The 23,048-nt window shown below is 72.0% G+C and carries 22 protein-coding genes and 2 pseudogenes; 12 read left to right on the forward strand and 12 right to left on the reverse strand.

Annotated elements, in window-relative coordinates; translation table 11 throughout:
• Positions 1 to 146: 146 nt before the first annotated feature.
• The 3 genes and pseudogenes from ACZ6B8_RS03100 to ACZ6B8_RS03110 form a co-directional block, all read right to left on the reverse strand.
• Positions 147 to 293 (reverse strand): annotated as a pseudogene (locus ACZ6B8_RS03100) (helix-turn-helix transcriptional regulator); the annotation flags it as partial.
• Positions 294 to 970: 677 nt separating this feature from the next.
• Positions 971 to 1,531, reverse strand: coding sequence for a hypothetical protein (locus tag ACZ6B8_RS03105; protein ID WP_471606107.1), 561 nt, complete (start codon positions 1,529 to 1,531; stop codon positions 971 to 973).
• Between the two features lie 190 nt (positions 1,532 to 1,721).
• Entirely contained in the window at positions 1,722 to 2,246 is a 525-nt protein-coding gene (locus ACZ6B8_RS03110; protein ID WP_471606108.1) for a hypothetical protein, read from the reverse strand.
• A gap of 350 nt (positions 2,247 to 2,596) precedes the next feature.
• Here ACZ6B8_RS03110 and ACZ6B8_RS03115 point away from each other — a divergent pair, with 350 nt between their 5' ends.
• The 4 genes from ACZ6B8_RS03115 to ACZ6B8_RS03130 all read left to right on the forward strand — a co-directional run bounded on the left by ACZ6B8_RS03115 (position 2,597) and on the right by ACZ6B8_RS03130 (position 5,390).
• Positions 2,597 to 3,238, forward strand: coding sequence for an HAD family hydrolase (locus ACZ6B8_RS03115; RefSeq protein ID WP_471606109.1), 642 nt, complete (start codon positions 2,597 to 2,599; stop codon positions 3,236 to 3,238).
• Positions 3,239 to 3,343: 105 nt separating this feature from the next.
• Positions 3,344 to 4,516 (forward strand): helix-turn-helix domain-containing protein, encoded by a 1,173-nt coding sequence (locus ACZ6B8_RS03120; protein ID WP_471606110.1) that lies wholly within the window; start codon positions 3,344 to 3,346, stop codon positions 4,514 to 4,516.
• A 209-nt stretch (positions 4,517 to 4,725) separates the two neighbouring features.
• Entirely contained in the window at positions 4,726 to 5,208 is a 483-nt protein-coding gene (locus ACZ6B8_RS03125) for a hypothetical protein (RefSeq protein WP_471606111.1), read from the forward strand.
• Positions 5,205 to 5,390 carry a hypothetical protein gene (locus tag ACZ6B8_RS03130; protein ID WP_471606112.1) on the forward strand — a complete coding sequence of 62 codons (186 nt, stop codon included), beginning with the start codon at positions 5,205 to 5,207 and terminating at the stop codon, positions 5,388 to 5,390. Before ACZ6B8_RS03125 ends, ACZ6B8_RS03130 begins: the two co-directional genes overlap by 4 nt.
• A 114-nt stretch (positions 5,391 to 5,504) precedes the next feature.
• On the opposite strand, the gene ACZ6B8_RS03135 is transcribed toward ACZ6B8_RS03130, so the two are convergent.
• Entirely contained in the window at positions 5,505 to 6,875 is a 1,371-nt protein-coding gene (locus ACZ6B8_RS03135) for a hypothetical protein (RefSeq protein ID WP_471606113.1), read from the reverse strand.
• Positions 6,876 to 7,202: 327 nt separating this feature from the next.
• On the opposite strand from ACZ6B8_RS03135, the gene ACZ6B8_RS03140 reads away from it, so the two are divergent.
• A complete protein-coding gene (locus tag ACZ6B8_RS03140; protein ID WP_471089164.1) occupies positions 7,203 to 7,448 on the forward strand; it encodes a chaplin in 246 nt (81 codons plus the stop codon).
• Between the two features lie 131 nt (positions 7,449 to 7,579).
• Here ACZ6B8_RS03140 and ACZ6B8_RS03145 read toward each other — a convergent pair whose 3' ends face one another.
• Positions 7,580 to 7,783, reverse strand: coding sequence for a hypothetical protein (locus ACZ6B8_RS03145; protein WP_471089162.1), 204 nt, complete (start codon positions 7,781 to 7,783; stop codon positions 7,580 to 7,582).
• Between the two features lie 141 nt (positions 7,784 to 7,924).
• On the reverse strand, positions 7,925 to 9,052 hold the full coding sequence (locus tag ACZ6B8_RS03150) for a LacI family DNA-binding transcriptional regulator (RefSeq protein ID WP_471606114.1): 1,128 nt from the start codon (positions 9,050 to 9,052) through the stop codon (positions 7,925 to 7,927).
• A 344-nt stretch (positions 9,053 to 9,396) separates the two neighbouring features.
• Here ACZ6B8_RS03150 and ACZ6B8_RS03155 point away from each other — a divergent pair, with 344 nt between their 5' ends.
• From ACZ6B8_RS03155 to ACZ6B8_RS03170, 4 genes are all read left to right on the forward strand, one after another.
• Complete coding sequence (locus tag ACZ6B8_RS03155) at positions 9,397 to 10,734, forward strand: ABC transporter substrate-binding protein (RefSeq protein WP_471606115.1); 1,338 nt, start codon at positions 9,397 to 9,399, stop codon at positions 10,732 to 10,734.
• 5 nt (positions 10,735 to 10,739) lie between these two features.
• Positions 10,740 to 11,753, forward strand: coding sequence for a carbohydrate ABC transporter permease (locus tag ACZ6B8_RS03160; RefSeq protein ID WP_471089156.1), 1,014 nt, complete (start codon positions 10,740 to 10,742; stop codon positions 11,751 to 11,753).
• A 9-nt stretch (positions 11,754 to 11,762) separates the two neighbouring features.
• The gene (locus ACZ6B8_RS03165) at positions 11,763 to 12,680 is read left to right on the forward strand and encodes a carbohydrate ABC transporter permease (protein ID WP_471606116.1); all 918 of its coding nucleotides are present in this window, start codon (positions 11,763 to 11,765) and stop codon (positions 12,678 to 12,680) included.
• An 86-nt stretch (positions 12,681 to 12,766) separates the two neighbouring features.
• A complete protein-coding gene (locus ACZ6B8_RS03170) occupies positions 12,767 to 14,242 on the forward strand; it encodes a GH1 family beta-glucosidase (RefSeq protein ID WP_471089152.1) in 1,476 nt (491 codons plus the stop codon).
• 50 nt (positions 14,243 to 14,292) lie between these two features.
• Here the strand turns inward: ACZ6B8_RS03170 and ACZ6B8_RS03175 are convergent.
• Positions 14,293 to 15,264: pseudogene (locus tag ACZ6B8_RS03175) on the reverse strand (chitinase); the annotation flags it as partial.
• A gap of 348 nt (positions 15,265 to 15,612) precedes the next feature.
• Between ACZ6B8_RS03175 and ACZ6B8_RS03180 the strand changes: the two are divergent.
• Positions 15,613 to 16,191, forward strand: coding sequence for a CAP domain-containing protein (locus tag ACZ6B8_RS03180; protein WP_471089150.1), 579 nt, complete (start codon positions 15,613 to 15,615; stop codon positions 16,189 to 16,191).
• Between the two features lie 30 nt (positions 16,192 to 16,221).
• On the opposite strand, the gene ACZ6B8_RS03185 is transcribed toward ACZ6B8_RS03180, so the two are convergent.
• Both ACZ6B8_RS03185 and ACZ6B8_RS03190 read right to left on the reverse strand, forming a co-directional pair.
• On the reverse strand, positions 16,222 to 17,610 hold the full coding sequence (locus tag ACZ6B8_RS03185) for a sensor histidine kinase (protein ID WP_471606117.1): 1,389 nt from the start codon (positions 17,608 to 17,610) through the stop codon (positions 16,222 to 16,224).
• On the reverse strand, positions 17,607 to 18,311 hold the full coding sequence (locus ACZ6B8_RS03190) for a response regulator transcription factor (protein ID WP_471606118.1): 705 nt from the start codon (positions 18,309 to 18,311) through the stop codon (positions 17,607 to 17,609). Before ACZ6B8_RS03190 ends, ACZ6B8_RS03185 begins: the two co-directional genes overlap by 4 nt.
• Positions 18,312 to 18,433: 122 nt before the next feature.
• Between ACZ6B8_RS03190 and ACZ6B8_RS03195 the strand changes: the two genes are divergently transcribed.
• Positions 18,434 to 18,982 carry a hypothetical protein gene (locus ACZ6B8_RS03195; protein ID WP_471089144.1) on the forward strand — a complete coding sequence of 183 codons (549 nt, stop codon included), beginning with the start codon at positions 18,434 to 18,436 and terminating at the stop codon, positions 18,980 to 18,982.
• Positions 18,983 to 19,018: 36 nt separating this feature from the next.
• On the opposite strand, the gene ACZ6B8_RS03200 is transcribed toward ACZ6B8_RS03195, so the two are convergent.
• On the reverse strand, positions 19,019 to 19,879 hold the full coding sequence (locus ACZ6B8_RS03200; RefSeq protein ID WP_471089142.1) for a spermidine synthase: 861 nt from the start codon (positions 19,877 to 19,879) through the stop codon (positions 19,019 to 19,021).
• A 55-nt stretch (positions 19,880 to 19,934) separates the two neighbouring features.
• Entirely contained in the window at positions 19,935 to 20,426 is a 492-nt protein-coding gene (locus ACZ6B8_RS03205) for a hypothetical protein (protein WP_471606451.1), read from the reverse strand.
• Between the two features lie 336 nt (positions 20,427 to 20,762).
• Between ACZ6B8_RS03205 and ACZ6B8_RS03210 the strand changes: the two genes are divergently transcribed.
• Entirely contained in the window at positions 20,763 to 22,214 is a 1,452-nt protein-coding gene (locus ACZ6B8_RS03210; RefSeq protein WP_471606119.1) for a tetratricopeptide repeat protein, read from the forward strand.
• 18 nt (positions 22,215 to 22,232) lie between these two features.
• On the opposite strand, the gene ACZ6B8_RS03215 is transcribed toward ACZ6B8_RS03210, so the two are convergent.
• On the reverse strand, positions 22,233 to 22,826 hold the full coding sequence (locus tag ACZ6B8_RS03215) for a histidine phosphatase family protein (protein WP_471606120.1): 594 nt from the start codon (positions 22,824 to 22,826) through the stop codon (positions 22,233 to 22,235).
• Between the last annotated feature and the right edge of the window lie 222 nt (positions 22,827 to 23,048).

Genomic DNA, 23,048 nt, shown 5'->3' on the forward strand with positions numbered 1-23,048 from the left:
GCCGCTCGGCTCTACGCCCGAGCAGACGTGGACGGCCGTACGGCGGCAGAACGCCATCCTGAACAGTCCGTACTGGCGTGAGGGCGGGCCAGCGACCTGACCTCGTTGAGGGTCCGGCTCGTTCGCTGAGTCGGACCCTCTTCAGGTCAGACGAGGTCGCGGAGCGGGACGCCGAGGGCGTCGGCGATACGGATCAGGTTGTCGAGGGGAGAGGCGTGGCCCTGCTCGATGCGGTTGATGGCCTGGCGGTCGAGGCCGGCCTTATCGGCAAGGCGCTCCTGGCTGAGTTCCGCGCGGAGTCGTGCGACTCAAATGCGATCGCCTACGGCCCGTCGGGCGGCAAGGACGCGGGGCGACGGCGGAGCGGGCGGCACCCGCTCAACGCTCGCTGCGGCATGTTCCGGGCGAGAGCCAGCGGCGCCACCGCCTCACGCCGGGGCGCTGTCAGTTCTAGGTCTTCGGGTACGCCGCTTTGCACTCACCCGTGGTGGGGCCGGGGACGGAAGGTAGCCACCGTTTGGCCGCGGCCAAACCGGAGGGCACGCGATACAGCGTACCGACACTGACTGACATCAAGCTGGCCCTATTTGCATCGATATTCTGCATCGTTGCAGGTCGCAATAGGGTCGATTATCTGGTTCAAGTCCCGTCACTCACCCTGATTGATCAAGGCTCGACCTGCGAAAGCAGGTCGGTCCTTCTTCGTGTCCAAAACTTTGGGAACACAGCGGGAACCGATCATGACCCCAGGGTCATAGCCTCCCGCTATGGCGAGCATCGTGGAACGCCCCGGCCGCCGGCCCGCACGCCGGGGGCCCGCACGGCGCCGCAACGCCACGCCACCGACTACCGCAGCACACAGGGCGGTTAGGTAAAGGGCGACGACAAGCCCACCCCGGGCGCCCCTCTAAAGTGACACCCTGAGAACCGAGTCCCGCCGCGCCCCCGGTGCAGCGGGAACGCGTCATGCTTAGCTCGGGATCGTGTCCCACTCCACCAACTCGTCGTCAGCATCAAGACGCCAGACCACACCTTGCGCATCACGGAAGTACAGGGTTGGGCGGTGTGCGCATACATCGTGATGGGCGCCCCACCGACGGGATTCGAAGGTGATTTCCTTCTCGGGCCCAAGGATCGGAACAGGCGCGCGGTGTCCACCACTCACAATTTCGGCCTTGTAACTTCCGCCACCCTCACGCTCGAAGTTGATAGTGACGTGGTAGAGAGGCTTGTCACTGCGGTTCGTCACCGTGACGTTCCAATGGGTGTCCGAGTCCCTAATCCCCAAGACCGAGTCAAGCAGGACGCCGCCCGCCGTAGAAGCGGCTCGGCGAACCTGCCTCGCTTGTGCCCACCTTCTGTCCTGAGCCAGCGCTACAAGCTCTGAGCGCTCCAAGTCAAGGACGGCGGACTGCCGCTCGATGAACTCACGTTGTTCAGCAATCTGATCCCGCTGGCTCTTGAGAGTCCACAAGGTAGCGGCAGCGGCGACGCCCGCGCCCACCCATGTCGCAAGGTCTCCAGTGTCCATAGCCCCTCCCGGTACTCCTGCTCGTGGTGTGAGCGATTCTGACCAACGGGATTGCGGAAGGCACCGGAGTCACCACTTCGTTATATAGCCCGCCCCTATTCGGCGAGCGTTGCATTCTTCCCGGTGATCGTGCACGCTGCAGATCCGACATGCCCGGAAACTACAGTCCGCCGTTGGAATGTTTGCGAACTCAAGAGTCTCGGCGGTCCGATACTTCCCTTTCCAATTGCTGCAATCTGCGCATCTCACGTGCTCGCTGATCTAGTAGATCTACCGGAGCCCGCAGGAGACGCACCATCGGCGGGGTCGCCACCCAGAACATGCCGACGATTACGGTCATGAGACAGAACATGGCTTGGCCCGCTTCCGGTTTGCCTTCTGCCTTCGCAAGCCAGCCAAGCGCCACCCCCTCGACCGTAACGAGCGCAAACACAATCAGAATCCACCCCAGCCCTGCGCAGTACGCGCGTAAGGATGGGTCGCTCCACCGTCGCGTTTGAGGAAGTAGAGGTACGAGCCGAGCTCGCGCGGTGTCTACGTCTTCCCGCGTCGGATGCCCTGGGAGATGCCCCAGGGCGGTGCGGAATTCCTCAACATCGGCAACCAGCGCTTCACGAAGGAACTTTCGGCGCTGGTCTACTTCCACAACACCCACGAGCACAATCACTGGTGCGACTGCGGCGACTGTCGTGGCGAAGGCATCTGTCATCTGCATGGCGTGATCCTTCCCCTCTCCTGGAGCGTCCACTGCCACTACTAGCTGGCTCGCTCCGGTGATCGCTGCTGACTGCGGTTGCTCTGCCTCTACCTCGGAGACGGTCGCAGCGCGGCTTGGCCCTGCTCACGCAACAGAGCCGTCGCAAGCCTTCATGAGGTGACCGTCATGGCCGTACGTAAGAACATGCGGAAGGTCGCCGACACGGAACGCGCGAAAATCATCCGCCTGCATGGTGAGGCAAGGGCCACTATCGAGATCGCCCGGCTGATAGGCCGAGCCCCGTCCCGTCATCTCCGGCCGGGTGGGGTTTCCGTCGTGCCCCCGGCCGGTCCTACTAGGGTCGCTCCATGATCCGTACCATCGCATTCGACGTAGGCGAGACCCTCGTCCGGGACGACCGGTACTGGGCCGCTTGGGCCGACTGGCTGGGTGTGCCGCGCCACACGGTGTCAGCGCTCGTCGGCGCGGTGGTCGCGCAGGGCAAGGACAACGCCGAGGCGCTGCACCTGATCCGGCCGCACATCGACGTCCCGGCGGAGTACCGGGCCCGCGAAGAGGCTGGCCGGGGCGAGGACCTCGACGAAAGGGACGTGTACGACGACGTGCGCCCGGCCCTCGCCGCGCTGCGCCGAGCCGGTATCCGCGTCATCGTCGCGGGCAACCAGACGGTGAAGGCCGGCGAACTGCTGCGGGCCCTCGACCTGCCGACAGACGTGGTCGCGACGTCTGGGGAGTGGGGCGTCGCCAAGCCCTCGGCCGCGTTCTACGAGCGGCTGATCTCGGTGTCCGGCACCGCGGCGGAAGAGATCCTCTACGTCGGCGACCACCCGCACAACGACACGTTCCCGGCCCACGCGGCGGGACTGCGCACCGCCCACCTTCGTCGTGGCCCGTGGGGCCATCTGTGGGCGGACGCCCCGGAAGTCATCGCTGTGGCGGACCACCGGATCGACTCACTCATGGATCTCGTGGGCATCGTCCACCGCTGATCGCGAATGAAGCGGTGCCACCAGCGGATGAATGGCTGCCGTACGCGTACGGGCGTGTGACGACGTGAGTACGGTTCGAAGCGGATGCCTCGAACCGGAGCCAGCATGAGCGCAGTTGACGATCATGTGGGGCGGCGCATCGCCACCACCCGTAAGACGAAGCGCCTGCGACAGGTCGATCTGGCCCGCAGGGCGTACCTGCCCCTGGCCACGATCAAAGGAATCGAGCAGGGGGCGCGTCGGCCGAGCGACGCGGCTCTCGAAGCGATCGCAGCCGCGCTCGGCGTCGACCCGACCCGGCTCCTGTCCTCCTATACGGGGACCGAACGCCGCGTGCATGCGGCACTGCCGGACATCTCGGCGAGCATCGCCGGTTACGACGTCCCCCCTGTTCCGCCCCGTCGTAGCCTCGACGAGCTGTACGACACCGTGGGGGACGCCATCGCCTGGCGGCTCGGTGCCCAGTACGGCCGGATCGCCAAGCACGCCCCCGCTCTCCTCGGTGACGCGCTCGCCGCCTTTCACACCGCACCGGACCGCAGGACCGCGGCACGCCTCGTGGTCGGCGCCGCCCGCTCCGCCGACGCCGTCGCCTACAAGTACGGCGCCCGCGATCTCTCGGCGCGCCTCATCGACCTCATGCGGTGGGCCGTTCCACACGTCGAGGACCCTCTTCTGACGGCATCGGCGGCATACGTACGCACAGAGACGTTCTTCGTCGCCCGCGCTCATGAGGCAGGCCTGAAAGCCCTGGAGACGGCCGTCGACGCCGCGCCGGCCGCGACCGCTCCGCAGGCCTCGGCCGCAAGGGGTGCCCTGCACATGCGCGCCGCCGTCATCGCCGGCAGGGGCGGAGACGCGGACGCCGCGGAGGAACACCTGCGAGCGGCCCGCCAGTTGAGCGAGGGCGTACGCGAGGGAAACTATTTGGGCACGGCGTTCGGGCCTGAATCGGTACGGATTCATGAGGTGTCGGTGGCCGTGAGCCTGGGCAACGACCACATCGGCCGCGCCTTCGCCGTCGCTCGGGATTGGGCGCCGTCCGACCCTCTGCCCGCCGAACGGCGCTCCGGCTTCTGGATCGAGCTCGCCCGCGCGCAGTTGTGGGGCAAGCGCTTCGACGAGGCCTTCGAGTCCCTGAAAGTAGCCCGCGCCATCGCTCCTCTGCATACGCGCGAGCATCCGTGGGTCCGCGAGACGGCGGTGACCCTGCGCCGGCTGAAACGAGCGGACGAAGAGTCACTCGACAACTTCGTCGGGTGGCTCGGGGCCGCGTGACGCAAGCGGTTCCGGGGATACAAGGTGTAGTCCTTACCACCTCGTCCCACTCCCATGATCTGTGCATCGACGCCGACAGGTCAGGGGGCACGATGGGTGAGACGACAAGCGAGGAGAGGCTCCTTGCGTCCGTGGAACAGGTATGCACCGCACAAGTGGGTGGGCCGATGGCTGCCGCCCGCCGGGGGCGGGCCCGCAGGGGTACCGGCATGAGCACCGTGGTGGAACAAGCCGCCGACTGGTTCGCACGTTCCCAGCAGGAGCCGGCGCAGGCCCGGCGCGAATGGGCCGACACCGGCGTGGCCCTGCTGCCCTGCGGTCGCCGGTTCGATGCGGTCCGCCTCCCCGAGCGTCTCGTGCACAGCGCTGTGCGGTCCACCGACCCGACGGTGATCGCAGCCCGGCTCGCGCAGAACCTCGACGGGCCCGTGATCTTCGACGGCCGCACCATGGGCGGCGCCTATTACGCGCTGACCAGGCCCCGGCGCCAGGGGACTTGGCGGCACCAGGACGTCGCCCCGTGGCTGGGGGCCGGCACCTACCTCGGCGTACCGAAGCTCACCCGTACCGAACCTCCCGGCACGCACTGGGTGGTGGCGCCGCGCTTCGAGGGTCACCTGTGCGAGCCCCTGGCCGTGGAGGCCCTCGGCCACATCGGCCGCAGCGCCGGCGAGGGGGCGGAGTCTTGTTGACCAAGCGGATGGCCGAGGCCGAGAAACACCGGGAGCGGCAGGCGTACCAACGCCTCCTCACGCACCTGGACGGGTGTATGCCCTGTCACCGCTGGGCGGACTGCGAGGAGGGCGAGAGGATCCGTCGCGCGCTGCGGGCCGCACGAGCCGCCGTCCGCGCCTCGTCGGGCGACTCGGCCTGAACTCACAACTCCTCCCGCCCTCATGGAGAGGGGGCGCACGACCGACGACATGAGCGGGGCCGACCTGTGCGAACGGGTCGGCCCTGCTCATGTCCTTGGTCTGCCTCGGCCGGCCTAGCGGCGCGGGGCCTGGGTGGGGGTCCGGTTGGCCGCCGCCCTGAGGCCCGCCACCGTGAGCGCCACGACCAGCAGCGCGGCCAGCGTCGCGACCATCGCTGACACGGCGGGCAGCGGCGGTGCCACCCCGTCGGGACGCAGCACGTAGCCGAGCGTCCTGGAGTTGACCCGGTCGTCGATGAGATGACCCACGGTCAGGGCACCGGCCACCAGGGTGGCCGCCACCGCCACGAGCGGCGAACCGCTCAGGCAGAGCGCCACGCCCGCCACCGCGCACACGGCGGCGACGCCGACCGCGACGGAGAGACCCGCCGTGGGCGTGTGCGACCAGTCCATCGGGACGTGGGCCGCCGCGCAGAGCAGGAACAGCACGCCGGCCACGCGGCGCAGCCACGTCACGGGGGTGCGCTCACGTGCCCGCCCGGGGGCGGCGGCGTCCTTCGCCACGGCGGGCGAGGCCTGACCGGCACCGGCGGGCTGCGCGCCCGGGGTGCCCGGCGCGGTCGAGGCGTCGGTCTCGGCCGGCGCCCGCCTGGTGAGCGCGGCGAGGTTGATGGGGTGCGTGGTGGAGCCGTCACCCGCGTGGTCGCGCAGGCTGTCCATCAGCTCCATCAGGTCCTCGACGGAGCGCGCCGTGCCCGCCGCGTGCACCACTTCGGCGCCGCTGTGCGGGTCGTGCGGGGGACGGGAGAGCAGCTGGACGAGACGGCTCACCTCGGGGATGGGCCGCTCCTCGGCGGCGTGCCGGATGGCCTCGTCCATGTGGTCGGCCGGGTACTCGGGCGGGCCGAGGAGTTCGACCAGCCGGGTGACGTCCTCGACGGAGCGCGCCACGGCCGCGAGCCGCAGGACCGACCGCGCGGTCGCACGTTCCTCGGGCGACTGCTCCAGGCGGGTGACCAGGTCGACGACGTCGTCCAGCGGACGGGACACCACGGCGACGCGTATGAGCTCGACCACGGCGTCGTCGTCGGCGTCGGCTTCCGCCTCTGCCTCGGGGGCGGGCGCCGCCTGCTCGGCGGGCCGCTCGGCCGGGGCGTTCGGGGGCCGCCCCGGTTCCTGCGGGGGCCGGTCGGGGTCGGTGGGGGGCCGGTCCGGCTCGTGCGTGGGCCGTTCCGGGACCACGACACCGGCCGGCGGGTACGTGATGTGGCCCGTGGGGTCGGTGATGTCGGCCGTGGGGCCGGTGATGCGGCCCGTGGGCTCGGTGATGTGGGCCGTGTGGTCAGTGGTGGGGCCGGTCGGGTGGCCGGCGGGGCCCGCGGCGGGACGCGTGTCGGACTCCGCCGTCTGCGGTATCGGGGCGGGCTGCTCGCGGGGTGGGGCGCCGAGCTGCGCGGTGCCCCAGTGGAGCGTCGTCGAAACCACAGGTTCGCCGGTCCCGGACGTTTCCCCGGCGGCAGAGTAAGGCTCAGCGGCCATGTCACTTCTCCATTTCAGCAGGGCGTTCTCGCCCCGCATGGTGAGCGTGTGTCTCCCGTTCTATGCACGCTTCCTGCGGCCCGCCACCGGAGAGGTCGCGCGGGGCCCCGTTCGAGGTGACGGCGGTTCAGCGATCGCGGAGGGCCTCGGGCGGCGCTGCGCGGGGCGCGCCGCGAAGTGCCCCGTCGTTCATATGGCCGTCAGCGGTCGCGAGTTGGACGGGACTGGGGTGAGTTGGACTCGCACGCGTTCCCGAACCCTTGGAGGTCTTCCATGCGCCGTGCCCGAGTTCTCACCGCCGCCGTACTGCTGTCGGGCCTGACCGTTCTGGGAGGAGCAGGGCAGGCCCTGGCCGATGACGGGCCGACCGCGACGACCGGCAACAGCCCCGGCATCCTCTCCGGCACCAACGTCCAGATCCCGGTCGAGGTCCCCGTCAACGCCTGCGGCATCGGCGTGGACGTCCTCGCCCTGCTGAACCCGGCGGCCGGCAACACCTGCGTCAACGCCAACAACTGAGAACGCGCGACGAGCCCCCGCCTCGATCGACGAGACGGGGGCTCGTTCACGCGTTCACGGGGCGCCACAGCCGCTACCGTGTGCTCACCGGGGCCCTGGCCATCGGCCGAGGACCTGCCGGGATCGCGCCGTCAGGACTGGAAGCGGTCCCGCGCGTCGTCCGCGGTGTCGCGGAGCCGGTCCCGGCCCTGCTCGGCCCGGTCCCGGCCCCGCTCGGCCCGGTCCCCGGCCTGACGGCCGCGCTCCGACGCCTCGTCCCGGGCGCCGCGCCGCGCCTTATCGGCCTGCTCCTCGAGCGCCTTGGCCTTGTCCTGGAACTGGTCCTTCATGCCCATGGTGGGCCTCCTTCGCGGGGGGACTCCTGCCCTCCGCTGACAGCTTCCGGCGCGGTGCGGCGAGGCGCACGTCGGAGCGTCACGCAGCGTGGTGACGGCTGGTCATGGGCCGGTTTCCCGCCTTCCCCGGCCCGGCGGGGCTCAGGACGAGGCGCGCTCCACCAACTCCGTCGGCAGCACGATCTGCCGCCGACCGCCGGACCCGGACCCGGACCCGGCACCGCCACCGGCGGCGCGCCGCCCCCCGGTCTCCCCCGCCCCTCTGGTCTGCCCGGACTCCCCCGCCTCGGCCCTCGACGCGATCTCGGCGAGCAGGACCTCCGTCATCGTGCGGCCCATCTCCGTGATCGGCTGGCGCACGCTCGTCAGGGGCGGGTCCATGTGGCGGGCGATGGCCGAGTCGTCGAAGCCGACCAGGGCCACGTCCTCGGGTATGCGCCGGCCCGCCGCGCGCAGCACCTGCCGGGCGCCGGCCGCCATCACGTCCGAGCCCGCGAAGACCGCGTCCAAGTCCGGGTTGCGTTCCAGGAGTTCGGCCATGGCACGGCTGCCGCCCTCCTCGGTGAAGTCGCCCCGCGCGATCAGCGTCTCGTCGACCGGGTGGCCCGCGGCCCGCAGACCCTCGCGGTATCCGTCCAGGCGGCGCCGGGCGCCGTACACGTCGAGACGGCCGGTGATCGTCGCTATGGTGCGGCGGCCGCGGGCCACCAGGTGGGCGACGGCCGCCCGGGCGCCCGCGAAGTTGTCCGAGTCCACCGAGGCCAGCGTCTCGTGGGCCGACCTGCGGCCGCTGATCACCGCGGGCGTGTCCAGCTGCTGGAGGAGGTCGGGCAGCGGGTCGTCGGCGTGCACCGAGACCAGCAGGACGCCGTCCACCCGGTGCGCGGCCAGATACTGCGCGAGCCGTCTGCGCTCCCGGTCGCCGCCCGCGAAGGTCAGCACCAGCTGCATGTCCGTGTCCGCGAGGGCCTGGCCGACGCCGTGGATGATGTCCGAGAAGTACGGCTCGGCGAAGAACCGCGCCTCCGGCTCGGGCACGACGACCGCGATGGAGTCCGTACGGTTCGCGGCCAGCGCCCGCGCCGCCGTGTTCGGGACATAACCGAGCTCCGCCACCGCCTCCTCGACCGCGGCGCGGGTGCGCTCGCTCACCCGCGGCGAGCCGTTGATCACCCGGGACACGGTGCCGCGGCCGACTCCGGCGCGCGCCGCCACCTCTTCGAGCGTGGGCCGCCCACCACTGCGCCCCCTGGGCTGACCAGTCCCCATCCGTGCCTCCCGTCGACGCGAATCTAACAGCCGGTGCGCGGCCCGCCCGCGGGCCGGACCCGGACCGCGGACGGCCCGGCCACCGCCGGACGGCTGCCTTCGACTCCTGGCATCCGCTGCCTTCGACCCGTGGCATCCGCTGCCTTCAACTCTTGGCGTCCGCTGCCTTGACACCCCCGCGGAGAGCCGCGACTCTTCAAGACATCACACATGGGAGCGCTCCCACCGTACTCGGCTCTTACCCGACCCGCACGTCCCCCGCCCGCGTTCGACTCCTCAACTCACAGCCATCGCTGCCGAGTTGACCGAGGGCGGTCGGCACGTCAGGGCACGAGGAGGACGTAATGCGCCACAGGACTCGCACATACCGCAGGGTGACCGTCCTCGCGGCCGTCACCGCTCTGGCCGCCGGGCTGCTGGCCGGCTGTGCCGACGACGGAGACGACACCGGCGCCTCGGGCGGCGGCGGCGGAGGGGGCGGCGGCAAGGGCAGGACGACGCTCACGATCGGCGTATTCGGCGCCTTCGGCCTCCAGGAGGCCGGTCTTTACAAGGAGTACGAGAAGCTCCACCCGGACATCAAGATCAAACAGAACTCCGTGCAGCGCAACGAGAACTACTGGCCCGCCCTGCTCACCCACCTCAGCAGCGGCAGCGGACTCTCCGACATCCAGGCCGTCGAGGTCGGCAACATCGCCGAGCTGACCACCACGCACTCCGCCAAGCTGATGGACCTCGGCAAGGTCGACGGCGTCGACAAGAACGACTTCCTGGACTGGAAGTGGCGGCAGGGCACCAGCAAGGACGGCAAGACGATCGGACTCGGCACCGACATCGGCCCGACCGGCATCTGTTACCGCAAGGACCTCTTCGAGAAGGCCGGCCTGCCCACCGACCGCGACGAGGTCGGCAAGCTCTGGGCCGGCGACTGGAAGAAGTACCTCGCGGCGGGCAAGCGCTACCAGGCCAAGGCGCCCAAGGGCACCTCCTTCGTGGACGGCGCGACCGGCGTGATGGCCGCCGTGCACGCCTCGGGCAAGGAGAAGTTCTACGACAAGGACGGCGAGCTGATCTACAAGGACAGCGCCGCGGTGAAGGAGGGCTGGGACATCGCCGCCGACTTCGCCGAGTCCGGCCTGACCGCCAAGCTCCAGCAGTTCCAGCCCAGTTGGGACCAGGCCATCTCCAACGGTTCGTTCGCCACCCTCACCTGCCCGCCCTGGATGCTCGGCTACATCAAGGACAAGGCGGGCGACAAGGGCAAGGACAAGTGGGACGTGGCCCCCTCCCCCAGGCCCGGCAACTGGGGCGGCTCCTTCCTGACCGTGCCCGAGGCCGGCAAGAACAAGGAGGAGGCCGCCAAGCTCGCCGCCTGGCTGACCGAGCCCAAGCAGCTCGCCACCCTCTTCGACCAGCGGGCCAGCTTCCCGAGCGCCGACGCCGCGTACGACCTGCCCGAGGTGAAGGGCGCCGAGAACCCCTACTTCGGCAACGCGCCCGTGGGCCGGATCTTCTCCCGCGCCGCCGAGGGCGTGCCGGTCCAGCCCATCGGGCCCAAGGACGGAATCATCTCCCAGTACCTGGCCGACACCGGGATGCTCGGCGTCGACCAGAAGGGAACCGCTCCTGACGAGGCCTGGGACAAGGCCGTGAAGACGATCGACAACGCTTTGGACCAGTGACCGGGATGACCAGCGACGCCACCACCGCCGCGCCCTCCCACGGGGAGGGCGCGGCCCCCCGCACCGAGGCCACCGCGCGGCCCGCGGACCCCGAGGAACGCCGCCGGGCACGGCGCAGCCGCCGTTACCGCTGGGACGTCAAGTGGAGTCCCTACGCCCTCGTCTCCCCCTTCTTCCTCTTCTTCGTCGCCTTCGGCCTCTTCCCCCTGCTCTATACGGGGTGGGCCTCGCTGCACCGCGTGGAGCTCGGCACGCCCACCGACATGGAGTGGGTGGGGATGCGCAACTTCACCCGGCTCTGGGACGACGAGTTCTTCTGGAACGCGCTGGGCAACACCTTCACCATCGGGCTCCTCTCCACCGTGCCCCAGCTCCTGATGGCGCTCGGCCTGGCCCACCTCCTCAACTACCGGCTGCGCGGCTCGATGTTCTTCCGGGTCGCGATCCTCACGCCGTACGCCACCTCGGTGGCCGCGGCGACCCTGGTCTTCGTGCTGATGTTCAGCCGCACCGACCACGGCATGATCAACTGGGGGCTGGGCCTGGTCGGCGTGGACGCCGTCGACTGGCAGAACGGCGACTGGTCCGCGCAGTTCGCCGTCTCCTCCATCGTGATCTGGCGCTGGACCGGCTACAACGCGCTCATCTATCTCGCGGCGATGCAGGCCATCCCGCACGACCTGTACGAGTCGGCGGCGCTGGACGGGGCGAGCCGCTGGCAGCAGTTCCGGCACGTCACGATCCCTTCGCTGCGGCCGACGATCCTGTTCACCTGTGTCGTCTCCACGATCGGCGCGACCCAGCTCTTCGGTGAGCCGCTGCTGTTCAGCCAGGGCGCGAGCCCCACCGGAGGCACCGAGCACCAGTTCCAGACGCTCGGGCTCTACCTCTACGAACAGGGCTGGTTCAACCAGCACCTCGGCCGGTCCTCGGCGATCGCCTGGACGATGTTCCTGATTCTCGTGCTGATCGGCCTCGTCAACTGGGCCATCAGCAGCCGGATCCGCAAGAGCGCGTGAGGGGATGACGTGACCACCACTCTGTCCACCGGGCCCCGCGAACGGGCCGCGCGGGACACCGGACGCAAGCAGAACAAGGGGAACAAGGGGAAGCGGGGCGCCGGACGCCAGCTCCACGGCGGCAGACTGACGTACGCGGTGCTGATCCTGTTCACCGTCGGCTCGCTCTTCCCCCTGGTGTGGACCGCCGTCGCGGCCTCGCGCAACAACACCCGGCTCGCCCAGACGCCTCCTCCCTTCTGGTTCGGCGGCAATCTCTTCAAGAACCTGGAGATCGCCTGGACCGACGCCAACATGGGCACGGCCCTGCTCAACACCCTGGTGGTGGCGAGCTCGATCACCGTCGGCACCGTGCTCTTCTCGACCCTGGCCGGCTTCGCCTTCGCCAAGCTCCGCTTCCGCTTCCGCGGCTTCCTGCTGCTCCTGGTGATCGGCACGATGATGGTGCCGCCCCAGCTCAGCGTCGTTCCCCTCTTCATGGTGGTGGCCGAGCTCGGCTGGACCGACCAGTTGCAGTCCGTCGTCCTGCCCACCCTGGTCAGTGCGTTCGGGGTGTTCTTCATGCGGCAGTACCTCAAGGAGGCGCTGCCCACCGAGCTGATAGAGGCGGCCCGGATGGACGGGGCGAACAGCTGGCGCGTCATCTGGCACGTCGTCTTCCCTGCCGCCCGTCCCGCGATGGCGGTCCTCGGCATGCTCACCTTCGTCATGGCGTGGAACGACTTCTTCTGGCCGATCATCGCCCTGACCCAGGGGGGCGAGCCGACCGTGCAGGTGGCCCTCGCCGGGCTCGGCCGCGGGGCCATCCCCGACCAGTCCGTGATCATGGCGGGCGCGCTGCTCGGCACGCTGCCGCTGCTGCTCGCCTTCGTGCTGTTCGGCAAGCAGATCGTGGGCGGGATCATGCAGGGCGCGGTCAAGGGCTGAGCCGCTCCCCGCACGACCGGCCCGTCGGCCGCCCCTCACCGACTCCCCGTACCTCTTCCTTCCGTACCACCCATGGGAGCGCTCCTATGTCTCTGACCTCCGTGAACCCGACCTCCGCCGACCCGGCCTTTCCGCCCGGCTTCCTGTGGGGCGCCGCGACCGCCGCCTACCAGATCGAGGGCGCCGCGCGGGAGGACGGGCGCACGCCCTCCATCTGGGACACCTTCAGTCACACGCCGGGCAAGGTGCTCGGCGGTGACACCGGGGACGTCGCCGTCGACCATTACCACCGGTGGCGCGACGACGTGCGGCTCATGGCCGACCTGGGGCTTTCCGCGTACCGCTTCTCGGTGTCCTGGACGCGGGTGCAGCCCACCGGGCGCGGGCCCGCCGTGCAGCGCGGGCTCGACTTCTACCGCGCGCTCGTCGACGAACTGCTCGCGCACGGCATCCAGCCGATGGTGACGCTCTACCACTGGGACCTCCCGCAGGAGCTGGAGGACGCCTTCCCCAGCGGCTCGGCGGCCGGCGGCGGCTGGCCGGAGCGGGACACCGCCTACCGCTTCGCGGAGTACGCCGGGATCGTCGCCGGTGCGCTCGGCGACCGCGTGGAGATGTGGTCGACGCTCAACGAGCCGTGGTGCAGCGCGTTCCTCGGCTACGGCTCGGGGGTGCACGCGCCGGGCCGCACCGACCCCGCCGCCGCCCTGCGCGCGGCTCACCACCTGAACCTCGCGCACGGCCTGGGCGCCCAGGCACTGCGCGACGGCCTGCCGGGCCGCGCCCGGATCGGCGTCAGTCTCAACCCGAGCGCGGTGCGCCCGCTCACCCCGTCCCCCGCCGACCAGGACGCGCGCCGCCGGATCGACGCACTGGCCAACCGCGTCTTCACCGGGCCGATGCTGCGCGGCACGTACGACGACGATCTGCTGGCGGACACCGCCGGCATCACGGACTGGTCCTTCGTCGGCGACCACGACCTGCGCATCGCCCGCCACCCGCTGGACTTCCTCGGCATCAACTACTACGCCCCCGCCGTCGTCTCGGCCGCCCCCGCCGACGCGGCCGACCGGCAACGCGCCGACGGTCACGGCGCGAGCAGCCACTCGCCCTGGCCGGGCGCCGACGAGCACGTCTCCTTCCACCGGGCGCCCGGTGAACTCACCGCCATGGACTGGCCGGTGGACCCGAGCGGCCTCAAGGACCTTCTCCTCGAGTACACCGCCCAGGCCCCCGGGGTTCCGCTCTACGTGACGGAAAACGGCGCGGCCTTCGACGACGAGCCGAGCGCGGGCGGTCAGGTCCACGACCCCGAGCGCATCCGCTATCTGCACGGCCACCTCGCCGCGGTGCGGGAGGCCATCGCCGCGGGCGCGGACGTGCGCGGCTACTACCTCTGGTCACTGCTCGACAACTTCGAATGGGCGTACGGCTACAGCAAGCGGTTCGGCGCGGTCTACGTCGACTACGCGACGCAGGCCCGCACCCCGAAGTCCAGCGCCCACTGGTACGCGAAGGTCGCCGCGGCCGGCGAGCTGCCGCCGGGCCCGGCCCTGGACTGAGCGGGGTGGTGCCCCGGCCGGGTGGGGGGAGGTCCGGCCGGGGCGCCGGCTCACTTGTACGCCGCGAACGCCTTCGTGAATGCGAGCGGCTCCTGCTCGATCGACGAGCACGTCGGCTGCGCGGAGCCCGACGCGCCGCCCTCGCAGGCCTTGTCGCGGGTCGACGACCACATCGACAGCCAGCCGATGCCCTTGTCCTTCGCGAACTTCACGAGCTGGTCGGCGTCGTCCGCCTTGAACACCTCGGTCGCGACGTCGTTGACGCCGATCATCGGGGTGACGGCGACGGCCTTCCAGGCGGCCTCGTCGGAGAGGCCGAGCGCGGTCTTGATCTGCTTCTGGGTGGCGGTGGCGGCCTGCACGGCGTACGTGCCCATGTCGCCGCTGTACGAGGCCCCGTAGTCCATGGCCATGACGTTCACCGCGTCGACCCGCACGCCGTTCTTCTTGGCGTCGGCGAGCAGGTCCACGCCGGGCTGGGTGAGCCCTTCGGGCATCACGGGCAGCGTGAACGAGACGTTCAGGTCCGGGTGCTGCTTCTGCAGGGTGGCGATGGCCTCGGCGCGGCGGGTGTTCGCGGCGGTGTCCGGCAGGGCGCCGCCCTCGATGTCGAAGTCGACCTTGGTCAGCTTGTAGGCGTCCACGACCTTGCCGTACGCCGTGGCCAGCGCGTCCGCGCTGTCGCACTTCAGGCCGAGCTCGGAGCCGGCCTGCCCGCCGAAGGAGACGCGGACGTCGCCGCCCTTGGCGCGCAGGTCGCCGATCTGCGCGGCCACCTTGTCGTCGCCGAGACCCGTCGTGCCACCCCACAGCGGCTCACAGCCGCCGCCGGAGGTGATGAAGGCGAGGTTGAACTCCTTGACGCCGGTCTTCGTCGCCGTGTCCACGAGGTCGTAGGCGGGGGCGAGGGAGGTGTCGACGAAGGGCGCGAAGGTGGCGCCGCCCTCGGCCGCGTCCTTCGCCGCTCCGGCCTGCGCGGGCGCCTTCCCGGCGGGGGCCTTGGTCGCGAGGGCCGTCCCGGAGAAGAGGAAGGCGCCGCCGCCGACGAGTGACGCGGCGACCAGCCCTCCTATGACCTTGGAACGGGTGCTCACCGTGCGCCGGTGCGTGCTGCTCATCGCGTGCCTGCCTTAGCTGTACGGGGGTGGGGGTGCGGCAGCACGCTAGCCGCGCCGGAAGCGACAAAACGCCCATGCGGGACGCGCGTTGAGGATCTTAGGGCGCGCTTAAGGGAGGGATGGGGGCCGATTAAAGATCGCGCGCCGGGGAGCCCGACCTTGCCTGTGCGTCTTCCAGCAGGACAGACAGGGGCCCAGGGATGAAAATGGGTGTTTTCATCACCATGGCCTCACCTGCGGGAAAGGGAATCCATGACCGGAACGCGCAGAGCAGTGCCCGCCGGAGGCTTCGTCCTCCTCCTCGCCGCCCTGCTCGCCTGCCCGACGGTGGCCCGGGCCGAGCCGGCACCGCCCGACTGGCCCCCGCCGGCCCCGTACGAGCCGGCGGCCGAGGCCCCGCCCTGGTCGACGCCGCTCGCCGCCCCCGAGGGGCACCCCGCGTTCCGGGCGGGACGGTCCGCCCACGTCGTCGCGGAGATCAACCGGCACCGCGCTGGGGCCGGTTGTGCCCCCGTACGGCTGCGGGCCTCGCTCAGCCGGTCCGCCAGGGAGCACAGCGACGACATGTCCGACCACGAGCGCCTCACCCATCTCGGGACGGACGGCAGCCGGCCGCTGGAGCGGATGCGGGAGGCCGGCTACCGGCCCCGCCGGGCCGGCGAGGTCATCGCGGCCGGTCCGCGCACCCCGGAGGCCGCCGTCAGGGCCTGGATGCGCAGCCCCTCCCACCGGGCCGTCGTCCTCTCCTGCCCCTACACGGACGCGGGCGTCGGCGTGGTGCGCGGCCCGGGCGGGCCGTGGTGGACGCTGGATCTGGCCGCGCGGCGCTGAGGCCGGGTGGGTGACCGTCCCCGGCGGCCGTCAGCCCGGGGCCGGGGTGCGCTTGCGGCGGCGTACCGCGTCGCCCCGGTGACCCCGGCGGACATCGCCCGGGCGGCGCGCGTCCCGCTGGATCCAGATGCGGACCTCCGTGCCGCCGAGCACCGAGCTGCCGATCCGGACGTCGCCGCCCGTGGACTCGGCGAGGCGGCGCACGATGTCGAGGCCGAGCCCCGTGGAGCCGTCCTCACCCGATCCGGTGCCCCGGGCGAGCGCGGCCTCGGGGTCGGCGATGCCGGGTCCGGCGTCGGAGACGAGGACGATCACCGCGTCCTCCCCGCTGTGCACGTCCACCGAGAAGGCCGTGCCCTCGCCGGTGTGCCGGAAGACGTTGCCGAGCAACGCGTCGAGCGCGGCGACCAGTTCGGTGCGGGCCACCGGGATGCGGACCGGCCGGTCGACGCCCGCGACCCGGACCTCGCGCCCCTCGTCCTCGGCGAGCGCCGACCAGAAGGCCATCCGGTCCCGGATCACCTCGGCCGCGTCACAGCCCGCGCCGGGGCCGACCGTCGCCGTCTGCGGCTTGGCGTCCCGCGCGGTGCGGATGATGGTGTCGACCTCGCGCTCCAGCGTCTCGACGGCGGTGCGGGTCTGTTCGGCCGCGGGCCCTTCGCCGAGCGAGGCCGCGTTGAGCCGCAGCACGGTCAGCGGGGTGCGCAGCCGGTGGGAGAGGTCGGCCGCCAGCTCCCGCTCGTTGGCGAGCAGTTGCACCACCTGGTCGGCCATCGCGTTGAACGCCACGGCGGCGAGCCGCAGTTCGGTCGGCCCCTCCTCGGGCACCCGCGCCCCCAGCTTGCCCTCGCCGAGGTCGTGCGCGGCGCCCACCAGGCGTCTGGCGGGCTGAACCATGCGGACGCCGAGGCGGTCGGCGACCGCCACCGAGCCGATGACCAGCGCGATGCCGACGCCCGCGAGGACCACCCACGCGGTGGTCACGCCGTTGCTGATCTCGGCCTCGGGCACGTAGATCTCCACGACGGCCGTGCCCGAGCTGAGCGCGGTCGGCTGGAGGACGACGAAGCCGCCGGGCACCTCCGTGGTCCGCGCGCGGCCCTCCTTGCGGGTGGCCTCCACGGCCCGTGCCCCGGCCCGCGGGTCGCCGACCTCGAAGGCGGGATGGTCGTCGACGGCCGGCACGTACACCGCCATCCGCCCGTCGCCGCCCGCCTCGGACGAGGCGACGGCCCGGGTGAGCTCCGCGCGGTCGGTGGTGATGGAGAGCGTGGGGCCCATGCCCGCGCCGTGCCGCTCCGCGTTGGAGATCGCCCGGTCCCTGGCCATCTCCTTGACGACCAGGCCGAGCGGCACCGCGAAGGCGACCACGACCATCGTCGTGACGGCCAGGCAGACCTTGACGAGCGCCCACCTCACAGCGCCTGCTCCGGCAGCGGCGGTTCCAGCTTCACGCCGACCCCGCGCAGGGTGTGCAGATAGCGCGGCCGGGCGGCCGTCTCGCCCAGCTTCCGCCGCAGCCACGACAGATGTACGTCGATGGTCTGGTCGTCGCCGTAACTCTGCTGCCAGACCTCGGCGAGCAGTTCCTTGCGCGGTACGACGACGCCGGGCCGTCCGGCGAGGAAGGCCAGCAGGTCGAACTCGCGGCGGGTCAGGTCCAGGCGCGCGCCGTCCAGCGCGGCCTGGCGGCGCAGCGGGTCGATGCTGAGGCCGCCGACCCGCAACACGTTACTGGGCGGCGCCTCGCCGGCGCCGACCCGTGCGCGGCGCAGCACGGCGGCCATCCGCGCCGAGAGGTGCTCGACGGAGAACGGCTTGGTGAGGTAGTCGTCGGCGCCGTCGTTCAGGAGCCGGACGATCTCCGTCTCGTCGTCCCGCGCGGTCGCGATGATCACGGGGACGTCCGTGATGCCGCGCAGCATCTTCAGCGCCTCCGACCCGTCGAGGTCGGGCAGGCCGAGATCCAGGATCACCACGTCGAAACGGAAATGGGCGACCTCGCGCAGCGCCTCCAGGGCGGTGCCGACGCTGCGCACGGTGTGCGACGCGTCGGTCAGATGCCGGATGAGGGCGGAGCGCACGAACTGGTCATCCTCGACGACGAGCACACTTGCCATGGGCGGCACCGTACGCCATACGGAGGAACGCGGTCCTCTCCGGGATGTGCCCGCGCCCGCCGGTCACGGGCCCGGCGGCCCCGCGGGACAGGCGTGCGGGACGTGGTGCAGTATGGCCCGCGATGCACAGAGGACTCGTACACGCCATCGCGTGGTCGCTCGCCACGGGCGCGGCGGTCACGCTGTCCTGGTGGGGCGTCCACACGGTGATGGCGGGCACCGCCTACGACCCGCCGCGCGCCCTGCCGCTGGCGGCCGACGACGGTGGCCCCGACCGCGCGGAGCCGCGCGCCTCGTCGACCCACCGCACCCCCTCGCCCCCCGCCCACAAGCCCTCGACGTCGGCCGGGCCGCCGAAAGCGTCCACGTCGCCGAAGGCGACCGGGCCGACCGGGCCGGCGCACTCCACGAAGCCCTCGCCGCCTCCGGCGAGTTCCGGCGCGGGCGCGGGCACGGTGAAGAGCTACCACACCGACGGCGGCCGGGTCGTCCTCGACCTCGGCAAGGACTCCGCGACGCTGGTCTCCGCGACCCCGGCGGCCGGCTGGTCCGTGCAGACGTGGAAGCAGGACAAGTGGATCCGGGTGGACTTCACCGGGGGCGCGGCCCAGGTCTCGGTCTTCTGCACCTGGCACGACACGGCGCCGCGGGTGGAGATCGAGAAGTCCTGAGCCCGCGCGCCGGTTCGGTCCGGCGGGTCGAACGGCTCAGCGGAAGACCGACGGGGGCGGCGCGGGTGAGGCGACCGCGCCGGCGTCGGCGACCGCCGCCGCTCCCCCGGTGAAGTCCGTGAGGCCCCGGCCGTGTTCGACCCTGCCGGGGTGCGGGTCGCTCGCGCAGCGACGGGTCAGCTCGGCGACCGGGAGCGCGCGGTCGGCGGCGAGCAGGACGGCGTTGCCGAAGCGCCGGCCGCGCAGGACGGCCGGGTCGGCGGCGAGCGCGAGTTCGGGGAAGAGCGCGGCGGCGGTGGCGATCTGGCCGCGCAGGTGCGCGAGCGGCGGGCCGTCGGCGAGGTTCGCGGCGTAGTACCCGCCGGGCTTGAGGACCCTGCGGACGTCGGTGAGGAACTCCGTGCTGGTGAGGTGGGCGGGGGTGCGGGCCCCGCTGAAGACGTCGGCGATGACGAGGTCGGCCCAGCCGTCGGCGATCTTGGCGAGCCCCTCGCGGGCGTCGGTGCCGCGCACCCGGACCCGGGCCTGGGGGTCGAGGGGCAGTTCGCGGCGGACGAGCCGGACGAGCGCGGTGTCCCGCTCGACGATCTGCTGGGTGGAGCGGGGGCGGGTCGCGGCTATGTAGCGGGCGAGGGTGAAGGCGCCGCCGCCGAGGTGCAGCGCGTGGACGGGCCTGCCGGGCGGGGCGACGAGGTCGGCGATGTGGCCGAGCCTGCGCTGGTACTCGAAGTCGAGGTACGCGGGGTCGTCGAGGTCGACGTGGGACTGCGGGGCGCCGTCCACGAGCAGCGTCCAGGCGCGCGGCCTGTCCCGGTCCGGCAGGAGCTCGGCGAGCCCGCCGTCGACGTCCTCGACCACGGCTTCCCGCGCTTCCCGGGCCCGCTTGTTCCTTGCCATCCGACCATTATCGGGGGGCGCGGGTGCGGCGGCCCGGCGGGTGGTGTCGCCGGGGTCAGCGACAGCTGTCGGCGGCCTCGATGGTGCGGGCCGCCTGGCCGAGCGCGGCGCGCAGGACGGCCGGGTCGGTGACGGGGTCGGTCTCGCCGCCGGGCGGCAGCAGCCAGCCGGTGCCCGCGACCGGAGGGTCGGGGACGACGGGGCCGCTGGGGCCGGGAGCCGGTTCCGCGTACACGCTGAGGCCGCGGCCGAAGGTCTGGGTGCAGGCGCTGCCCGGCAGGTCCCAGCCGTCGGCGGTACCGGGCGGCACCAGGAAGCCGAGGGTGTCGCCGCCCCCGTCGTGCAGCACGGGGCCGATGGTGTCGGCCGCGCCGCGGCGCAGGATGTCGACCGCCTCCAGTCCCTGCCGGGACGGGACCGTCACCAGGTCGCAGCACTCGTCGTCGCAGAGGGCACCGTCGGGCGGGGCGCTGACGTCCGGGGTGGGCCGGTGCCGCGCCGTGGTCAGGGATGCCGGGGCGGCGCCGTCGCGCGCCGCCGGGTACATGCCGCTCGTACGGGAGTCGCCGTTCTCCGTGCCGATCTCCAACAAGGGGACCCCTCCTCGCCAGTGCGGGGACCGCCTGGCTCCCGCTCCTCTTGGTTCAACGCGGGTCGGCGTCAACAGGCACTGCGGCTCGCCGCCGCAAAGGATGGCAGTTCATGGCGGATCGCGGGTGAGATATCCGGTTTGTAGCCAAACACCACGTGGCCGACCGGTCACAGAGGGTACGTTCGTGCTCCGCCGGAACAGGGTGGCCCCGCGAGATCCCGTGCGCGGGTGCGGCGCCCGGTGCGCGAGCGTGGGCACGTTCCGGCACGATCCGCACGAGAGGGTCCGGCCATGGCGTCGTCACCGATGGCATCGTCAACTCAGTCCCCACGACCGAACCTTGCCTTCCGCCGACTCCGCGGACAGCGCTCGCCGGGCGAGTTCGCCGCGGCGGTGCGGCGGGCCGCCCGCGAGATCGGCGAGCGGGTCTGCTGCGACGCGCGGTACATCGGACGCGTGGAAGCGGGTGAGATCCGTTGCCCCAACTACGCCTACGAACGCGTGTTCCTGCACATGTTCCCCGGCCGGACCCTGACGGACCTGGGGTTCGCCCCCCGCGCCCTGGTGCGCGGAAGAGGGGTGCGCACCGAGTCCCCACCCGTCCCCCCGACACCCGTCCCAGCGACCACGATCCACCTGTACGAGTCCCATCCGACCGGGTCCGACCCCCGCGCCTGTGATCCGTACGCGGTCCAGACCCACGAGGAGAGCGACGTGCAGCGTCGCGCGTTCATGACCGGCTCCACGGCCACCGTGGCGGCCGCCCTCGGGCCCATCGGGCTCACCCTGGGCGGCCCGGCGGAGGCGGCCGCCCTGCGCGGGCGCCGCGTCGGGGATGCCGAGGTCGGCGCGGTCGAGACGGCCGTGCGCAAGATCAGGCTGCTCGACGACCGGCACGGCGCCGACGGCCTCTACCGGCGGGCGGCCGCGCCGCTGCGCACCGCCTACACCCTGCTCGACGCGGGCACCACCACCCGGCAGTCCACCTCGGACCGGCTGCACGCCGGCGCCGGTGAACTCGCCATCTCCGTGGGGTGGCTGGCGCACGACTCGGGCCGCTTCGACGACGCCCGCTCGCACTACGGCGAAGCCCTCGCGACGGCCCGGGTCTCCGGGGACGCCGCGCTGGAGGCGCACGCCTTCTGCAACACGGCGTTCCTCGCGCGGGACGCCGGGCGCCCCCGGGAGGCGGTGCGGGCCGCGCAGGCGGCCACCCACGCCGCCCGCAGGCTCGGCTCGCCCCGGCTGCTCTCGCTGCTCGCGCTGCGGGAGGCCGGCGGCTGGGCGGGGCTCGGCGACCGCGCGGGGTGCGAACAGGCGCTCTCGCGCGCCCACGGCCTCTTCGACCGCGGCGCCCGCGACGAGGACCCGGAGTGGATGACCTTCTACGGGCCTGCCGAGCTCGCGGGTCTGGAGGCGCAGTGCTGGTCGGCGCTGGGCGAATGGGCGCGGGCCGCCGGGCACGCGCGGCTCGCGGCGACCACCGCCGCCGCGCAGACCCCGCAGTTCACCAGGAACATCGCGCTCTACACCGCCGAACTCGCCGACGACCTGGCCCGTGCGGGCCGCCCCGACGAGGCCGCCCGGGCGGGTCTTCGGGTGCTCGCGCTCCTCGGCGAGGTGCAGTCGTCGCGCATCCAGTCGATGCTGGCCGCGACCGCGCGGGTCCTGCTGCCGCACCGCGGCGTCCCCGAGGTGGACGACTTCCTGGCGGGGCACGCCGGGCTGCGGCGTGCCGTGTAGACGTACCGGCCGGGGTCGCTAGAACAGGTGGCCCGTCTCGTTCCACGACTCGATGGCGGGCTCCCCGTAGGCCCAGCCGAGGACCGAGAGGGACGTCGGGTTGAGGCGGACCCGGGCGGCGAACTCGATGCCGGAGCCCAGCCAGCGGGCGGCGATGACGCGCAGGATGTGGCCGTGCGCGAAGACCAGGACGTCGCGGTCGGCGCTCCTGGCCCAGTCCACCACCTCGTCCGCGCGCGCGGAGACCTGCTCCAGGGTCTCGCCCTTGGGGACGCCGTCGCGCCAGATGAACCAGCCGGGGCGGACCGCCTGGATGTCCGCGGGGGTCATGCCCTCGTACCCGCCGTAGTCGAACTCCATCAGCGCGTCCCAGGTCGTCGCCCGGTCGCCGAAGCCGGCGATCTCACAGGTCTCCCGCGCGCGGGAGAGCGGGCTCGTGCGCACCTCGACGTCCGGGAGGCCGTCCAGGGGCGCCCGGTGCAGCCGCTCGCCCAGCAGCTTGGCGCCCCGACGGCCCTCCTCCAGGAGGGGGATGTCCGTCCTGCCGGTGTGCTTCCCGGACAGCGACCATTCCGTCTGGCCGTGCCGGGCCAGCAGGATGCGGGGTGCCATGAGCTCTCTCCAAGTCGTACGCGTAACCGCCCCGTCACCTGCGCCGACGGGACTTTTGCTGCTTTTTGCGGACTGTGGTGGACCGCTCCCTCCATCATCACCCACCCTGGATCGGACACCGGCCGTCCCTGGCAACCCGCTCGCCGATCTCTGCGTCTTAGACGGCCGGGGGACTCCTCGACGGCCCCAGCGCGCGCCGTAAAGTGATGCGGCGGCATACGC

Source organism: Streptomyces sp. NPDC041122 (assembly GCF_055592445.1).

What these genes read in the sequence shown, in the direction of transcription:
- ACZ6B8_RS03105 (WP_471606107.1), bottom strand. Translation starts at nt 1,531, where the DNA reads ATGGACACTGGAGACCTTGCGACATGGGTGGGCGCGGGCGTCGCCGCT.
- ACZ6B8_RS03110 (WP_471606108.1), bottom strand. Translation starts at nt 2,246, where the DNA reads ATGCAGATGACAGATGCCTTCGCCACGACAGTCGCCGCAGTCGCACCA.
- ACZ6B8_RS03115 (WP_471606109.1), top strand. Translation starts at nt 2,597, where the DNA reads ATGATCCGTACCATCGCATTCGACGTAGGCGAGACCCTCGTCCGGGAC.
- ACZ6B8_RS03120 (WP_471606110.1), top strand. Translation starts at nt 3,344, where the DNA reads ATGAGCGCAGTTGACGATCATGTGGGGCGGCGCATCGCCACCACCCGT.
- ACZ6B8_RS03125 (WP_471606111.1), top strand. Translation starts at nt 4,726, where the DNA reads ATGAGCACCGTGGTGGAACAAGCCGCCGACTGGTTCGCACGTTCCCAG.
- ACZ6B8_RS03140 (WP_471089164.1), top strand. Translation starts at nt 7,203, where the DNA reads ATGCGCCGTGCCCGAGTTCTCACCGCCGCCGTACTGCTGTCGGGCCTG.
- ACZ6B8_RS03145 (WP_471089162.1), bottom strand. Translation starts at nt 7,783, where the DNA reads ATGGGCATGAAGGACCAGTTCCAGGACAAGGCCAAGGCGCTCGAGGAG.
- ACZ6B8_RS03150 (WP_471606114.1), bottom strand. Translation starts at nt 9,052, where the DNA reads ATGGGGACTGGTCAGCCCAGGGGGCGCAGTGGTGGGCGGCCCACGCTC.
- ACZ6B8_RS03155 (WP_471606115.1), top strand. Translation starts at nt 9,397, where the DNA reads ATGCGCCACAGGACTCGCACATACCGCAGGGTGACCGTCCTCGCGGCC.
- ACZ6B8_RS03160 (WP_471089156.1), top strand. Translation starts at nt 10,740, where the DNA reads ATGACCAGCGACGCCACCACCGCCGCGCCCTCCCACGGGGAGGGCGCG.
- ACZ6B8_RS03170 (WP_471089152.1), top strand. Translation starts at nt 12,767, where the DNA reads ATGTCTCTGACCTCCGTGAACCCGACCTCCGCCGACCCGGCCTTTCCG.
- ACZ6B8_RS03180 (WP_471089150.1), top strand. Translation starts at nt 15,613, where the DNA reads ATGACCGGAACGCGCAGAGCAGTGCCCGCCGGAGGCTTCGTCCTCCTC.
- ACZ6B8_RS03190 (WP_471606118.1), bottom strand. Translation starts at nt 18,311, where the DNA reads ATGGCAAGTGTGCTCGTCGTCGAGGATGACCAGTTCGTGCGCTCCGCC.
- ACZ6B8_RS03195 (WP_471089144.1), top strand. Translation starts at nt 18,434, where the DNA reads ATGCACAGAGGACTCGTACACGCCATCGCGTGGTCGCTCGCCACGGGC.
- ACZ6B8_RS03200 (WP_471089142.1), bottom strand. Translation starts at nt 19,879, where the DNA reads ATGGCAAGGAACAAGCGGGCCCGGGAAGCGCGGGAAGCCGTGGTCGAG.
- ACZ6B8_RS03205 (WP_471606451.1), bottom strand. Translation starts at nt 20,426, where the DNA reads ATGTACCCGGCGGCGCGCGACGGCGCCGCCCCGGCATCCCTGACCACG.
- ACZ6B8_RS03210 (WP_471606119.1), top strand. Translation starts at nt 20,763, where the DNA reads ATGGCGTCGTCACCGATGGCATCGTCAACTCAGTCCCCACGACCGAAC.
- ACZ6B8_RS03215 (WP_471606120.1), bottom strand. Translation starts at nt 22,826, where the DNA reads ATGGCACCCCGCATCCTGCTGGCCCGGCACGGCCAGACGGAATGGTCG.